The 14487-nt window shown below is 72.7% G+C and carries 13 protein-coding genes; 8 read left to right on the forward strand and 5 right to left on the reverse strand.

Annotated elements, in window-relative coordinates:
• Positions 1-37: 37 nt before the first annotated feature.
• A complete protein-coding gene (locus tag ACQP26_RS22810; protein WP_433493952.1) occupies positions 38-508 on the reverse strand; it encodes a MarR family winged helix-turn-helix transcriptional regulator in 471 nt (156 codons plus the stop codon).
• Between the two features lie 117 nt (positions 509-625).
• On the reverse strand, positions 626-1030 hold the full coding sequence (locus ACQP26_RS22815; RefSeq protein WP_433493953.1) for a secondary thiamine-phosphate synthase enzyme YjbQ: 405 nt from the start codon (positions 1028-1030) through the stop codon (positions 626-628).
• Positions 1031-1219: 189 nt separating this feature from the next.
• On the opposite strand from ACQP26_RS22815, the gene aceE reads away from it, so the two are divergent.
• Positions 1220-3964 (forward strand): pyruvate dehydrogenase (acetyl-transferring), homodimeric type, encoded by a 2745-nt coding sequence (gene aceE / locus ACQP26_RS22820; protein WP_332367313.1) that lies wholly within the window; start codon positions 1220-1222, stop codon positions 3962-3964.
• Between the two features lie 132 nt (positions 3965-4096).
• Here the strand turns inward: aceE and ACQP26_RS22825 are convergent, their stop codons facing one another.
• Positions 4097-4543: an SRPBCC family protein gene (locus ACQP26_RS22825; RefSeq protein WP_269704712.1), complete on the reverse strand. Its 447-nt coding sequence runs from the start codon at positions 4541-4543 to the stop codon at positions 4097-4099.
• Positions 4544-4745: 202 nt separating this feature from the next.
• Between ACQP26_RS22825 and ACQP26_RS22830 the strand changes: the two genes are divergently transcribed.
• From ACQP26_RS22830 to gltX, 3 genes are all read left to right on the forward strand, one after another.
• On the forward strand, positions 4746-6059 hold the full coding sequence (locus ACQP26_RS22830) for a GH1 family beta-glucosidase (protein WP_433496185.1): 1314 nt from the start codon (positions 4746-4748) through the stop codon (positions 6057-6059).
• Positions 6056-7333 carry an MFS transporter gene (locus tag ACQP26_RS22835; protein WP_433493954.1) on the forward strand — a complete coding sequence of 426 codons (1278 nt, stop codon included), beginning with the start codon at positions 6056-6058 and terminating at the stop codon, positions 7331-7333. The genes ACQP26_RS22830 and ACQP26_RS22835 overlap by 4 nt, the downstream gene beginning before the upstream one ends.
• Positions 7334-7421: 88 nt before the next feature.
• Positions 7422-8792 carry a glutamate--tRNA ligase gene (gltX, locus tag ACQP26_RS22840; RefSeq protein ID WP_433496186.1) on the forward strand — a complete coding sequence of 457 codons (1371 nt, stop codon included), beginning with the start codon at positions 7422-7424 and terminating at the stop codon, positions 8790-8792.
• Between the two features lie 180 nt (positions 8793-8972).
• On the opposite strand, the gene ACQP26_RS22845 is transcribed toward gltX, so the two are convergent.
• Entirely contained in the window at positions 8973-9575 is a 603-nt protein-coding gene (locus ACQP26_RS22845; protein WP_433493955.1) for a copper resistance CopC family protein, read from the reverse strand.
• Positions 9576-9767: 192 nt separating this feature from the next.
• Here ACQP26_RS22845 and ACQP26_RS22850 point away from each other — a divergent pair, with 192 nt between their 5' ends.
• Entirely contained in the window at positions 9768-10433 is a 666-nt protein-coding gene (locus ACQP26_RS22850) for a hypothetical protein (RefSeq protein WP_433493956.1), read from the forward strand.
• Positions 10434-10492: 59 nt separating this feature from the next.
• On the opposite strand, the gene ACQP26_RS22855 is transcribed toward ACQP26_RS22850, so the two are convergent.
• Entirely contained in the window at positions 10493-10822 is a 330-nt protein-coding gene (locus tag ACQP26_RS22855) for a hypothetical protein (protein ID WP_269704707.1), read from the reverse strand.
• Positions 10823-10925: 103 nt separating this feature from the next.
• On the opposite strand from ACQP26_RS22855, the gene ACQP26_RS22860 reads away from it, so the two are divergent.
• From ACQP26_RS22860 to ACQP26_RS22870, 3 genes are all read left to right on the forward strand, one after another.
• On the forward strand, positions 10926-12200 hold the full coding sequence (locus ACQP26_RS22860) for a PucR family transcriptional regulator (protein WP_433493957.1): 1275 nt from the start codon (positions 10926-10928) through the stop codon (positions 12198-12200).
• Positions 12201-12297: 97 nt separating this feature from the next.
• The gene (locus tag ACQP26_RS22865) at positions 12298-13467 is read left to right on the forward strand and encodes an acyltransferase domain-containing protein (protein ID WP_433493958.1); all 1170 of its coding nucleotides are present in this window, start codon (positions 12298-12300) and stop codon (positions 13465-13467) included.
• Positions 13468-14412 carry a beta-ketoacyl-ACP synthase III gene (locus ACQP26_RS22870; RefSeq protein WP_120568620.1) on the forward strand — a complete coding sequence of 315 codons (945 nt, stop codon included), beginning with the start codon at positions 13468-13470 and terminating at the stop codon, positions 14410-14412.
• The last annotated feature ends 75 nt before the right edge of the window (positions 14413-14487 follow it).

Raw genomic sequence — 14487 nt, forward strand, 5'->3', positions numbered from 1 at the left:
CGCCGCGCCCAGTCGGACACGTTCCGCCCGGCGTGGCTCAGACGTCGCCGCAGTCCTCCGGGCAGCCGCCGTCGGAGACCTTGAAGACCAGCTCACGCAGCGCGGCCAGCTCGGCGGTGCTCAGGCCGTCGAGGAGTCGGGAGTCCGACATGACCTGCCCGACCCGGTCGCGGACCTCCCGGCCGCGTCCGGTGACCACCAGCGTCTTCTGCCGCCGGTCGGCCGGGTCGGTCCGTCGTTCCACCAGTCCGGCCTGCTCGAGCCGGTCGGCCAGGCCGGTGACGTTGGACCTGTCGCAGCCGAGCTGCTCGGCGAGGTCGCGTGCGGGAAGGGGGCGGTCCGGGTCCAGCTCGTGCAGCGCGCGGGCTGCCGCCGGGGTGAGCCCCAGCGCGGCGATCCCCTCGTCCTGGTGGTGCCGCATCGCGGCGGCGATGCGCAGGATCCGGCGCACGGTCTCCCCGGCGAGGCCGGCCCGGTCGCCGGCGGTGGGAGCGGTGGAATGCGCCACCCCTTCATGTTAGGGCGAAGTCGATCTTCGATCAGCCGAACGGTCGGGCACCTCCTGCAACCGATTGCCGATCATGGAGCGCTGTTCGGCGGAAAGCCCCGCCCGGTCGTCCGCGCGTCAGCCGGCCAGGAACGAGAAGCGGACCTGGCGGTCGGGGTTGTCGCCGTTGGTGTCGACCAGGCAGATCGACTGCCAGGTGCCGAGCTGGAGCCGCCCGCCGAGCACCGGCAGCGTCGCGTACGGCGGCACGAACGCCGGCAGCACGTGGTCGCGGCCGTGCCCGGGTGAGCCGTGCCGGTGCCGCCACCTGTCGTCGGTGGGGAGCAGGTCGTCGAGCGCCCGCAGCAGGTCGTCGTCGGACCCGGCACCGGTCTCGATGATCGCCAGCCCGGCGGTGGCGTGCGGGACGAAGACGTGCAGCAGCCCGTCGCCGACCCCGGAGACGAACCGCTCGGCCTCGCTCGTGATGTCCCGGACGGTCGGGCGGGAGCCGGTCCGGACGGTGATCACCTCACTGCGCATACGGCGCATTCTGCCGCAGCGCCCGGTTCCTTGCCGCGCCCGCCGATAGCGCATCCGGTGATCGCGCAAAGTTACTGATGGGTACCTGTGTTCAGCGTCGCGTCTGGGGGCGGGAGAGGTGACGACACGCGCCACCAGGGGGCAGGATGGCGCTAGAGACCTATCCCACACGAAACCGAGGGAACGCCTGTGGCTACGGAACGCAAGCGCCCGGTGATCACCGCTGGTCTGCCGAGCCAGCTTCCGGACATCGACCCTGAAGAAACCAGCGAATGGGTCGAGTCACTCGACGGTGTCATCGACGAGCGCGGGACAAAGCGAGCCCGGTACGTCATGCTGCGCCTGCTGGAGCGGGCCCGCGAGCGGCAGGTCGGGGTGCCGTCCCTGACCACCACCGACTACATCAACACGATCCCGCCGGAGCGCGAACCGTGGTTCCCGGGTGACGAGCACGTCGAGCGGCGGCTGCGGGCGTACATCAGGTGGAACGCCGCGATGCTGGTGCACCGGGCACAGCGCCCGGAGATCGGCGTCGGTGGCCACATCTCCACGTTCGCCAGCTCGGCGTCCCTCTACGAGGTGGGCTTCAACCACTTCTTCCGGGGCAAGAACCACCCCGGCGGCGGGGACCAGATCTTCTACCAGGGTCACGCCTCCCCCGGCATGTACGCGCGGGCGTTCCTGGAGGGCCGGCTCAGCGAGAACCAGCTCGACGGGTTCCGGCAGGAGCTGTCGCACCCCGGTGGCGGGCTGCCGTCGTACCCGCACCCGCGGCTGATGCCGGACTTCTGGGAGTTCCCCACCGTCTCCATGGGCCTCGGGCCGCTGAACGCCATCTACCAGGCGCGGTTCAACCGCTACCTGCAGCACCGCGGCATCAAGGACACCTCCCAGCAGCACGTCTGGGCGTTCCTCGGCGACGGTGAGATGGACGAGGTCGAGTCGCTCGGCGCGATCGGCGTGGCCGCCCGCGAGGAGCTGGACAACCTCACCTTCGTGATCAACTGCAACCTCCAGCGCCTGGACGGACCGGTCCGCGGCAACGGCAAGGTCATGCAGGAGCTGGAGGCGTTCTTCCGGGGTGCCGGCTGGAACGTCATCAAGGTCGTCTGGGGCCGGGAGTGGGACCCGCTGCTCGCCGCGGACACCGACGGCGCGCTGGTCAACCTCATGAACACCACGCCCGACGGTGACTACCAGACCTACAAGGCGGAGTCCGGGGCGTACGTGCGGGAGCACTTCTTCGGCCGCGACCCGCGGACCCGCAAGATGGTCGAGCACCTGTCCGACGACGAGATCTGGAACCTCAAGCGGGGTGGCCACGACTACCGCAAGCTCTACGCGGCCTACAAGGCGGCGATGGAGCACACCGGCCAGCCGACGGTGATCCTCGCCAAGACGATCAAGGGCTGGACGCTCGGCTCGCACTTCGAGGGCCGTAACGCCACGCACCAGATGAAGAAGCTGACGCTGGAGGACCTGAAGCTCTTCCGCGACCGCCTCTACCTGGACATCCCGGACAAGCAGCTGGAGGAGAACCCGTACCTCCCGCCGTACTACACCCCGGGCGAGAAGTCGGACGAGATCACGTACCTGAAGGACCGGCGTCAGCAGCTCGGCGGCTACCTGCCCACGCGCAGTACCGCGCGCAAGACGCTGGCCATCCCGGGCACCGAGCGGTTCTCCGACGTCAAGCGCGGCTCGGGCAAGCAGAAGGTCGCCACCACGATGGCGTTCGTCCGCCTGCTCAAGGACATCATGAAGGACAAGGAGTTCGGCAAGCGCTGGGTGCCGATCATCCCGGACGAGGCCCGTACCTTCGGTATGGACTCGCTGTTCCCGACGCAGAAGATCTATTCGCCGCACGGTCAGCGCTACACCGCCGTGGACCGGGACCTGTTCCTGTCCTACAAGGAGTCGACCACCGGCCAGATCCTGCACGAGGGCATCAACGAGGCCGGGTCGGTCGCCTCGTTCACCGCCGCCGGTACGGCGTACGCCACCCACGGCGAGCCGATGATCCCGCTGTACATCTTCTACTCGATGTTCGGCTTCCAGCGCACCGGCGACGGGTTCTGGGCGGCGGCGGACCAGATGGCGCGGGGCTTCGTGCTCGGCGCGACCGCCGGCCGGACCACGCTCAACGGTGAGGGCCTCCAGCACGAGGACGGCCACTCGCTGCTGCTCGCCGCCACCAACCCGGCGGTGGTCTCCTACGACGCGGCGTTCGCCTTCGAGCTGGCGCACATCGTGGAGAACGGCCTGCACCGGATGTACGGCGAGGCGCAGGAGAACATCTTCTACTACCTCACCGTCTACAACGAGCCGATCTTCCAGCCGGCCGAGCCGGAGGGGGTGGACGTCGAGGGCATCGTCAAGGGCATCCACCGCTACTCCCCCGCGCCGCAGGTCGGCGACGACGCGCCGAAGGCGAACATCCTGGCCTCCGGCACCGGCATGCAGTGGGCGCTCAAGGCCCAGCAGCTGCTCGCCGAGGACTGGGGCGTGGCCGCCGACGTGTGGTCGGTGACGTCCTGGACCGAGCTGCGCCGTGACGCGGTGGAGTGCGAGGAGCACAACCTGCTCAACCCGGGCGAGGAGCCGCGGGTGCCGTACATCGCGCGGAAGCTGGCCGACGCCGACGGGCCGAAGGTCGCTGTGAGCGACTGGATGCGCGCGGTACCGGACCTGATCGCCCGCTGGGTACCCGGCGACTACACCTCGCTCGGCACCGACGGCTTCGGCATGTCGGACACCCGGCACGCGCTGCGCCGTCACTTCCACGTGGACGCCGAGTCGGTGGCGGTGGCCACGCTGCGCCAGCTCGCGCTGCGCGGCGTGGTGCCGGCCCACGTGCCGGCCGACGCCGCCCGCAAGTACGCGCTGGACGACGTCAACGCCGCCCCGGTCGGCGAGACCGGCGGCGACAGCTAGTACCCGTCACGCGAGAAGGGCCCGACGCCAGGCGCGCCGGGCCCTTCTCGTCCCCCGATGCGACGACGGCCCGGCGTCCCTGGCGGGAACGCCGGGCCGTCACCATCGCGGGCGACGCCGGGACGGGCTCGGTCAGCCGACGGCGGCCAGGTCGGTCAGCCGGGCCAGCGAGTCCTCCAGGTCGGCGCCGACCCGGCGCAGGCCGAGCCGGAGCAGGGCCGCCTTGACGGGTCCGGCGGGCCACCGCACGACGATCAGGCGTACGACGGTGCCGCCCTCCTCCTCGTCCGGGGTCAGCTGGACGTAGATCTCGGTGCGCGCCTCGGCACGGGCGCCGGCACCCTTCGCGCGTTCGCGCCAGCCGATCAGGGTCGGCTCCTGGAAGGCGATCACCTCGGCCTCGTGCGCGGCGCCGCGTCCGGCCTGGACCAGCTGCCGCCGCCCGAATCCCTCCCCGGACAGGACCTCGGCCGCGCGGACTCCCGCCAGCCAGGCCGGCAGCTGCTCGGCGCGCTGCACGACGTCCCAGACCACATCCACCGGCGCCGCCACGTGTGCGCTTCGTTCCACGAGGATCATGAGTATCTTTCCCCCACTTAAATCACATCCGCGATATTCGGCACTCTATGTGTAAATCGGACTTAAGCGGACGGGTTCGGCCAAGACACGCCGAACCCCCTTGCGCCATCCAGTCATCTCGGCCTATGGCGCGGCGGTCCGCAGGGCCCTAGAGTCGCGAGCACGCTTCACGTTCCTGGAGGGTGACTTGACGACCGCGCCGATGCCCGAGTTCCCCGCCGGCTTCCGCTGGGGGGTCTCCACCTCCGCGTACCAGATCGAGGGAGCGACCTCGGTGGACGGGCGCGGTCCGTCCATCTGGGACACCTTCGCCCACACCCCGGGCCGGATCGCCGACGGCAGCACCGGCGACGAGGCGTGCGACCACTACCACCGGTACGCCGAGGACACCGCGCTACTGGCCGGGCTGGGGGTGTCCGCGTACCGGTTCTCCATCGCCTGGCCCCGGATCCAGCCGGCCGGCACCGGCCCGGCCAACGCCGCCGGGCTGGACTTCTACGACCGGCTGGTGGACGGCCTGCTCGCCGCCGGCGTGGACCCGGTCGCCACGCTGTTCCACTGGGACCTGCCGCAGGCGCTGGAGGACGCGGGCGGCTGGCTGAACCGGGACACGGCTGCCCGCTTCGCCGAGTACGCCGACCTGACCGCGGCCCGCCTCGGGGACCGGGTGAAGCTCTGGATCACGCTCAACGAACCGTTCATCCACATGAGCCTCGGCCACGGCGTGGGCGAGCACGCACCCGGCCGGACGCTGCTGTTCGACGCCTTCCCGGTGGCCCACCACCAGCTCCTCGGGCACGGTCTCGCGGTCGCCGCGCTGCGCGCCCGCAGCACGTCCCCGGTGGCGATCGCCAACAACTACTCCCCCGTACGCCTGGCCGGCGACACCGACGCGGACCGGGCCGCCGCCGCGGCGTACGACGCGCTGCACAACCTCCTGTTCACCGATCCGCTGCTCGGACGCGGCAATCCGGACGCGCTCGGCCCCGACCCGGGCGTGGTACGCGACGGCGACCTGGACGTCATCGCCGCCCCGATCGACGTGCTGGGCGTCAACTACTACAACCCGACCGGCATCCGGGCGCCGGAGGCGGACTCGCCGCTGCCGTTCGAGATCGTGCCGCTCGACGGCTACCCGCGTACCGCGTTCGACTGGCCGGTGGCCCCGGACGGGCTGCGGGAACTGCTGCTCCAGCTGCGCCAGCGGTACGGCGACGCGCTGCCGCCCATCCAGGTCACCGAGAGCGGCTGCGCGTACGACGACGCGCCGGACGCCGACGGCCGGGTGCACGACCCGGAGCGGATCGCGTACCTGGACGGACACGTGCGCGCGGTGCACCGGGCGGTGGCCGAGGGCGTGCCGGTGACCGGGTACTTCGTCTGGTCGCTGCTGGACAACTGGGAGTGGGCCGAGGGCTTCACCAAGCGGTTCGGCCTGGTGCACGTCGACTTCGCCACGCAGCGGCGGACGCCGAAGTCGTCGTACACCTGGTTTCGGAATCTGGTCCGGCGATGACCACGATGAACCCGACGCCGGCGTCGCTGCCGGCGGCGCTCGCGGAGCCGACCGTGCCGGTGCGGCGCGGCTGGATCGCGCTGATCTTCGCGGCCAACCTGGGCGTCTGGATGGCGTTCTTCACCCCGATCCAGGTGCTGCTGCCGCAGCAGGTGGAACGGATCGCCCCGGCCGACAAGGAGGCCATGCTGGCGGTGGTCACCGGCATCGGCGCGCTCGCCGCGGTGCTGGCGAACCCGCTGGCCGGGGCGCTGTCCGACCGCACCTCGCTGCGGCTGGCCAACCGCCACTTCGGCCGCCGGCACGTCTGGACCGCGCTCGGCGCGGTGATCGGCGCGCTCGCCCTGGTGCTGCTGGCCCGGCAGAACACGATCGCCGGGGTGGCGGTGGCCTGGGTCGCCGCGCAGGTCTGCTTCAACGCGATGCTGGCGAGCCTCACCGCCGCGATCCCGGACCGGGTGCCGGTGGCGCAGCGCGGCGGCGTGTCCGGCTGGGTGGGCATCCCGCAGGCGCTGGGCCTGGTGCTCGGCGCGGTGCTGGTGACCGCCGTGGTCACCGGCAACGCCGCCGGGTACGCGGCGATCGCGCTCGCCGTGCTGCTGCTGTCGCTGCCGTTCGCGCTGCTGACCCAGGACGACCACCTGCCCCGGGAGCACCGGTCGCCGCTGCGGCTGCGCTCGCTGTTCACCTCCATGTGGATCAGCCCGCGCCGTCACCCCGACTTCGCCTGGGCCTGGTTCACCCGGTTCCTGGTGCAGACCGGCAACGCGCTGGGCACGCTCTACCTGCTCTACTTCCTCACCGACGGGGTACGGGTGGCCGACCCCGAGGGCTCGCTGCTGATCCTGATCCTGCTCTACACGGTCGGCATGATGCTGACCGCCGTGACCGCCGGGCGCATGTCCGACCGCTCCGGCCGGCGCAAGGTCTTCGTGATCGCCTCCGGGCTGATCATGGCGGTGGCGGCGACGCTGCTGGCGGTGGCGCCCATCTGGCCGATGGCGATCGTCGCGGCGCTGCTGCTCGGCGCCGGGTACGGCGTCTACCTGTCGGTGGACGCCGCGCTGATCACGCAGGTGCTGCCCGCCGCCACCGACCGGGCCAAGGACCTCGGCGTGATCAACATTGCCAACTCGGCGCCGCAGGTGCTCGGCCCGGCGCTGTCCGCGCCGATCGTCGTGCACCTCGGCGGCTACCCGACGCTGTACGCGGTGACCGCGGCGATCACCGTGCTCGGCAGCGCCCTGGTGGTGAAGATCAAGTCGGTGCCCTGACCCGGCCCCCTGCCGGAAACCTCTCGCGGTCCGCCGTAGGCTGGGGGGCGTGACGGTACGTGTACGCTTCGCCCCTTCCCCGACCGGTATGTTCCACGTCGGCGGCGCCCGTTCGGCGCTGCAGAACTGGATCTTCGCCAAGCAGCAGGGCGGGGTGTTCGTGCTGCGCATCGAGGACACCGACGCGGCACGTAACCGGCCCGAGTGGACCGAGGGCATCCTGTCCGCGCTCGACTGGATCGGCATCGCCCGGGGCAGCTACGAGGGCCCGTACTTCCAGTCCTCGTACGCGGGCGAGCACCGGGCCGCCGCGCAGCGGCTGTACGAGGGCGGCCGGGCCTACTACTGCGACTGCACCCGCGAGGACGTGCAGGCGCGTACCGGCCCGCAGCAGCGCGGCTACGACGGCTTCTGCCGCGACCGCGGCCTGGGACCGGGCGAGGGCCGGGCACTGCGCTTCCGTACGCCGGACGAGGGCGAGACCGTGGTGGTCGATCTGGTCCGCGGCGAGCCGACGTTCGAGAACAAGCTGATCGAGGACTTCGTCATCGCCCGGGGCGACGGCTCGCCGGTGTTCCTGCTGGCGAACGTGGTCGACGACATGTCGATGGGGATCACCCACGTGATCCGGGCCGAGGAGCACCTGCCGAACACCCCGAAGCAGCAGCTGCTGTGGGATGCGCTCGGCGTCAAGCCGCCGATCTGGGCGCACGTGCCGGTGGTGGTGAACGAGAAGCGGCAGAAGCTGTCCAAGCGGCGGGACAAGGTCGCGCTCGAGGCGTACCGGGACGAGGGCTACCTCGCCGACGCGATGCGCAACTACCTGATGCTGCTGGGCTGGGCGCCCTCGGGCGACCGGGAGATCGTGCCCTGGTCGGTCATCGAGGAGGAGTTCCGGCTGGACGAGGTCAACCCGTCCCCGGCGTTCTTCGACGAGAAGAAGCTGCGCGCGTTCAACGGCGACTACATCCGGGCGCTGCCGGTGGCGGACTTCGTCGAGGCGTGCCGGCCGTGGCTCATCGGCACCGACACCATCGCCCCGCCGCCGTGGCAGCCCGACGAGTTCGACCCGGCCGCGTTCGCCGCGGTTGCAGCGCTCGCCCAGACCCGGATCGCGGTGCTCAGCGAGATCGTGCCGAACGTCGACTTCCTGTTCCTGGCCGACCCGCTGATCGACGAGGCGGCCTGGGCCAAGGCGATGAAGGAGGGCGCCGCCGAGCTGCTGGACGCGGCGATCGTCGCGTTCGAGGCGCTGGAGTCCTGGGACGCCGAGTCGCTGAAGGCCACGCTGGAGGCGGTCGGCGCCGAGCGCGGGCTGAAGCTGGGCAAGGCGCAGGCGCCGGTACGCGTCGCGGTCACAGGACGCACCGTCGGCCTGCCGCTGTTCGAGTCGCTGGAGGTGCTCGGACGCGACCGTACGCTGACCCGGCTGCGCGCCGCCCGCGTACGCCTGGTCTGAGTCACCCGCCCGGGCGCGTCGCGGCCGGGAAGCGGCATCCCTTCAAGGCGATATGCCTCTGGGTCATGATTATGACTCAGAGGCATATGCGTTTTCGGCAATCGTTGCGCCGGCCGCGTCACGGGGAGTGTCGCCCGCGAGCCGACCCAGGCCGACCGGCCGGCGTCAGCGGGCGGGGAGTCAGCGGCGGGCGGCCCGGCGGCGCAGCAGCAGCCCGCCGCCCAGCGCGGCCAGCACCACCACCGCGCCGGCCGCCCACAGCCAGCCCGTACCCCCGTCGTCGTCCGCCTCGGCGGCAGCCGGGGTCGGGCTCACCGGCGACGGCGCGGCGCTGGTCGGCGCGGCGGTCGGGGCGGCGCTGGTGGGCGGCGTGCTCGCCGACGGCGATTCGGCCGGGGTGCCGGTGGTCAGTGTGAACCGGATCTCCCCCTTGACCGGATGACCGTCGTCGGACGCCAGCCGGTAGGTGACGATGTAGAGCCCGGCCGCGCCCGGCCGGAACGGCACGGTGACGCGCTTGCCGGAGAAGGCAGGCGCGCCGCCGGTCGCGGCCACGTTGTCCGGGCCGGTGACGGTGACCTCGGTGGTGGCCTCCTTCGGCGTGGCGAGGAACCGCAGCTCGATCCGCTCCGGGGCGGCGGCCAGCCGGGCCCCGTCGCGCGGGTCACTGCCGGTCAGCGAATTGTGCGCGGCGGCCGGCGCGGCCGGGAGCAGCGCGAACGCCGCTACCATCCCGAGCACCACCACCCAGGTACGCGCCACACGGGCGACCCTGCCCCCCATGGTTTCCTCCGTCCGGGTAGGATCCGGCCGATGATCATCGACCGTTCGTTGGTCGGTCTCAGCTCGCAGATAGTTCCAAATACTCTTCCACCAGCTGCAACCGGACGCCGTTTTGCGGAGTCTTTGTGGTGGGCACCGGTCCAGTGTGACCTGCAGCGGAAGCCAGCCATCGAACGGGGCGAGGAGGCGGCGATGATCCGTAGGGTGAGACGGCTGCTGGTCACCGTGACCGGGAGCGTGGCGGCGCTGGCGTGCGCGCTGGCCCTGGCCGGCACGACGGCGGCGCAGGCCGCGCCCAAGCCCAAGCCGGCCGTTCCCACCGGCGTGGACATCAGCGGCGAGCGGCTCGACGGCCCGCTGAAGCTGCGGTCCGACACCAGGCCGAACGAGGTCAACCTGGTGGTCGACCAGGTCAAGTGGCTCGGCGCGACCGGCCAGCTGCGCGGCCCGGCCGCCAAGGACCTCGGTCCGAAGTACACGGTGGTGGTGCTCACCGCCGCCGGCCCGCAGCGCACCTATGACCTGTTCCCCCTGGCCAAGGGCGGTCCGCGCATCTACCGGCCGGGCAAGCAGCCGGACCTGAGCAGCAGCCGGGCCGGCTGGTTCTTCGGGCGGCTCAACATGCCCGAGACGCTGCGCTCGGTCGGCGTGCCGATGCCGGCGCAGTTCGACACGCTCGCCGGCGGCATCGGCGGCGGCGAGCGGGTGCTTCCGGAGGAGGCGCTCGACCCGGTGCAGAACATCGACACCGCGCTCGGCGAACTCCAGCGGCTGCTGCTGCTCAACGTGGGCGTCGTACTGGTGATCACCGCCGGGCTGGCCGGCATCGCGCTGCTGGTCCGCCGCCGCACCCGCTGAGCCCGGCCCGCACCCCGCCCGATCCCGGCCGGTGTCGGATCAGCCCGGCCGGCGCCGCGTCAGCACCAGCGGCGCGGCGGGCGCTCCCGGCGGGTGGTGCGGTTGCGCGGGCGTACCGCGCCGTGACGATGGGCACCCGCCCAGCCCGCCAGATCGCTGCGGCAGCCCTGGTCCGGCGACGGCTCGTCGGCCAGGTGCGCCGGCTCCGCCGACCGCTGCCGGGGCACGCCCGGCTCGTCCTCGGCGCGTTCCGGCGGCCGCCCGGCCGGCGGCTCCCCCTGATGGTGCAGGCACGGCCGGCGCGGGTGCGTGGCAGTCGCCGGCTGCTCGTGACCCCGCCGGCAGGCCTCACCCTGGGCGCAACCGTGCTCGGCCTCCCCCTGCGCCATCCCGGCCCCCTCACGCGTCGCCCTCGCCCGCCCGGCCGGAGTCTGGCCCGGCGTGCCCTGACACCGTACTGGCCCGGCCGGACGAGATCGTCAGCGCGTACCGGTGGAGATCGTCACGCCGCCGCGGGCCCGTCGCCTCGAGGTGGATCCGCTGGTCACGCCGTGTCACGCTGGTGCGGTGAGCGAACCGGGCGGAACGGAGACGTCGGCGACGCTGCGGCGCATCGAACGGGCCGCGGGCGGCCTGGCGACCGCCAGCGTGGCCCGGATGGACGAGACGCTGCCGTGGTTCCGTGAGCTGCCCGCCGACCAGCGTTCCTGGGTCATGCTCGTCGCCCAGGCCGGCGTGCGCTCCCTGGTGCAGTGGCTGCGCCAGGGCGGGGGCGCCACCGACCGTACCCAGGAGGTCTCCGACGAGGTCTTCGCCGCCGCGCCGCAGGCGCTGGCCCGCTCGATCAGCCTCCAGCAGACCGTGGCGCTGATCAAGGTGACCATCGACGTGGTCGAGGAGCAGGTGTCGGACCTGGCCGTGCCGGGCGAGGAGCAGTCGCTGCGGGAGGCGGTGCTGCGCTTCTCCCGGGAGATCGCGTTCGCCGCCGCGCGGGTGTACGCCCGGGCCGCCGAGAGCCGCGGCTCCTGGGACGCCCGGTTGCAGGCGCTGCTTGTCGACGCGCTGCTGCGCGGCGACTCCCCGGACGTGCTGGCCAGCCGGGCCGCCGCGCTGGGCTGGACGGACGCGCCGCCGGTCGCGGTGGCGGTGGGCCGCTCCCCCGGCGGCGAGGTCGCGGCCGTGCTGCACACCGTCTACCGGCAGGCCCGGCGGATCGGCGTCGAGGTGATCGGCGGCGTGCACGGCGACCGGCTGGTCATCGTGCTGGGCGGTGCGGCCGATCCGGTGGCGGCCACGGAGAAGCTCCGTACCGCCTTCGGTGAGGGCCCGGTGGTGGTCGGCCCGGCGGTGCCCAGCCTGGACGAGGCCACCGAGTCGGCGCGCGGGGCTCTCGCCGGGTTCCGGGCCGCGCCGGCCTGGCCGACCGCGCCGTGCCCGGTCGCCGCCGACGAACTGCTCCCGGAACGCGCGCTGGCCGGTGACACCGAGGCCCGCCGCCGGCTGCGCCACGACGTGTACGCGGCGCTGGCCCGCTCCGGCGGCGAGCTGCTGGAGACGCTCGACGCGTTCTTCGCCGCCGGCGGCACGCTGGAGAGCGCGGCCCGGGCGCTGTTCGTGCACCCGAACACCGTGCGCTACCGGCTGAAGCGGATCGCCGAGGTGACCGGTTTCTCGCCCCTCGCTCCGCGCGACGCGTTCGCGTTGCAGGTCGCGCTGACAGTGGGACGGCTCGACCCGGTGGTGCCGACGGTCTCCGACCGGCGATGATCGCCAGCGATCTTTGTAGGTTTCCTCTAAAGGTTCTAGTGCGGTTTGGTGCCGTACGTTACAGCGCGGCACGCCCGGATCCGTCAGAGTCGTACACGTGCTCGCCGTACTCTCCCCCGGACAGGGTTCGCAGAAGCCCGGCTTCCTCGCGCCATGGCTCGACCTCCCCGGCACCGAGGCGCGTCTGCGCTGGTGGTCTGCCCTCGCCGGGGTGGACCTGATCCACCTGGGCACCCGGGCGGACGCGGACGAGATCAAGGACACCGCCCGCACCCAGCCGCTGCTGGTCGCCGCCGCGCTGCTCGCCGCCGAGCACCTGCCGATGCACGAGGTCGGGCTGGTCGCCGGGCACAGCGTCGGCGAGCTGGGCGCCGCCGCGCTGGCCGGCGTGCTGCCGGCCGAGTCCGCCGTGACGCTCGCCGGCGTACGCGGGCGGGAGATGGCCGCCGCCTGCGCGCTCGAGCCGACCGGGATGGCCGCCGTGCTCGGCGGTGACCCGGACGAGGTGATCGCCGCGCTGACCGCCCACGGGCTGCACCCGGCCAACCGCAACGGCGCCGGTCAGATCGTGGCCGCCGGGGCGATCGACGGGCTGGACAAGCTGGCCGCCGAGCCGCCGGCCCGGACCCGGGTCATCCGGCTCCAGGTGGCGGGCGCGTTCCACACGCCGTACATGGCTCCGGCCGAGACCGCCCTGGCCGCGGTGGCCGCCGGCGTCCCCGCCGCCGCCCCGGCCCGGATCCTGCTGTCCAACCTCGACGGCGCGCCGGTCGGGCACGGCCCGGAGACGGTCCGGCGGCTGGTCCGGCAGGTGACCGCCCCGGTCCGCTGGGACCTGTGCATGCGCACGCTGGCCGACCTGGGCGTCACCGGCGTGATCGAGCTGCCGCCGGCCGGCACCCTGGCCGGGCTGGTCAAGCGGGAACTCAAGGGCGAGGGCGCACCCGAGATCGTCACCCTGAACACCCCGGCCGACCTGCCCGCCGCGCGCCGCCTGATCGCGCGGCACGCCGGCCCCGCCGCCCGCCCCACCGCACCGTCGTACCGGGTGGTCGTCTCGCTCGCCGCCGGGCGCCTCGACCGGTCGGCCGCACCGGCCGAGGGCACCGAGGTACGCGCCGGACAGGTCCTCGGCCACGTCGCCACCGGCCGGGGGCCGGTCGAGGTGACGGCGCACGACAACGGGTCGCTCGTCGAGTGGCTCGCACACCACGACGACCCGGTCGCACCGGGCCAGCCCCTCGTCCGCATCGGAGGAACGCACTAAATGGCCGGCAGCCGGATCGTCGCGATGGGGCACTACCAGCCCTCCCGCGTCGTCACGAACGACGAGATCGCCCAGATGGTCGACACCAACGACGAGTGGATCCGGGACCGGGTCGGCATCGTCACCCGGCGGATCGCCGGCGACGAGACGGTGGCCGACATGGCCACCGCCGCCGCCGGCAAGGCGCTCGCCAACTCCGGCCTCACCGCCGCCGACATCGATCTGGTCGTGGTGGCCACCTGCTCGTCGGTGGACCGCAGCCCCAACGTGGCCTGCCGGGTCGCGGCCAAGCTGGGCATCAACGCGCCCGGGGCCTTCGACCTCAACACCGCCTGCTCCGGTTTCGCGTACGCGCTGGGCACGGTGGACCACGCGATCCGGGCCGGCGCGGCGCGCAACGCGATCGTCGTCGGCGCGGAGAAGCTCTCCGACTTCACCGACTGGACCGACCGCTCGACCTGCATCATCTTCGCCGACGGCGCCGGGGCGGCGGTGGTCACCGCGACCGCCGACGACGAGCCGGCCGGAATCGGGCCGGTGGTCTGGGGTTCCGCGCCGGAGAAGAGCGACGCGGTCCGGATCGAGGGCTGGCAGCCGTACATCACCCAGGAGGGGCAGTCGGTGTTCCGCTGGGCCACCACCGCGATCGCCCCGCTCGCGCTGCAGGCCTGCGAGCGCGCCGGGGTGGATCCGTCGGAGCTGGCCGCGTTCGTGCCGCACCAGGCCAACGCCCGGATCATCGACGGCATCGCCAAGCGGCTGAACATCCCGGACGCGATCATCGCCAAGGACATCGTCGAGTCCGGCAACACGTCGGCGGCGAGCATCCCGCTGGCCCTGTCGAAGCTTGTCGAGCGGCGCGAGGTGCCCTCGGGCGCCCCGGTGCTGCTGTTCGGCTTCGGCGGCGGCCTGACCTACGCCGGCCAGGTCGTGCGCTGCCCCTGAAACCCCCTCGGGCGCGAACGCGCCGAGGTGCGTGACCGGCGACGCCGGTCACCGGTAACCCCCGATGAGAGGAAC

The sequence above is a fragment of the Micromonospora sp. CA-248089 genome, assembly GCF_050948515.1.
GTDB lineage: Bacteria > Actinomycetota > Actinomycetes > Mycobacteriales > Micromonosporaceae > Micromonospora.

Bases quoted from the DNA above. Each gene is read 5' to 3' on its own strand.
- ACQP26_RS22815 (WP_433493953.1), bottom strand. From the start codon at position 1,030: ATGCGCAGTGAGGTGATCACCGTCCGGACCGGCTCCCGCCCGACCGTC.
- ACQP26_RS22825 (WP_269704712.1), bottom strand. From the start codon at position 4,543: ATGATCCTCGTGGAACGAAGCGCACACGTGGCGGCGCCGGTGGATGTG.
- ACQP26_RS22830 (WP_433496185.1), top strand. From the start codon at position 4,746: ATGCCCGAGTTCCCCGCCGGCTTCCGCTGGGGGGTCTCCACCTCCGCG.
- ACQP26_RS22835 (WP_433493954.1), top strand. From the start codon at position 6,056: ATGACCACGATGAACCCGACGCCGGCGTCGCTGCCGGCGGCGCTCGCG.
- gltX (WP_433496186.1), top strand. From the start codon at position 7,422: ATGTTCCACGTCGGCGGCGCCCGTTCGGCGCTGCAGAACTGGATCTTC.
- ACQP26_RS22845 (WP_433493955.1), bottom strand. From the start codon at position 9,575: ATGGGGGGCAGGGTCGCCCGTGTGGCGCGTACCTGGGTGGTGGTGCTC.
- ACQP26_RS22850 (WP_433493956.1), top strand. From the start codon at position 9,768: ATGATCCGTAGGGTGAGACGGCTGCTGGTCACCGTGACCGGGAGCGTG.
- ACQP26_RS22855 (WP_269704707.1), bottom strand. From the start codon at position 10,822: ATGGCGCAGGGGGAGGCCGAGCACGGTTGCGCCCAGGGTGAGGCCTGC.
- ACQP26_RS22870 (WP_120568620.1), top strand. From the start codon at position 13,468: ATGGCCGGCAGCCGGATCGTCGCGATGGGGCACTACCAGCCCTCCCGC.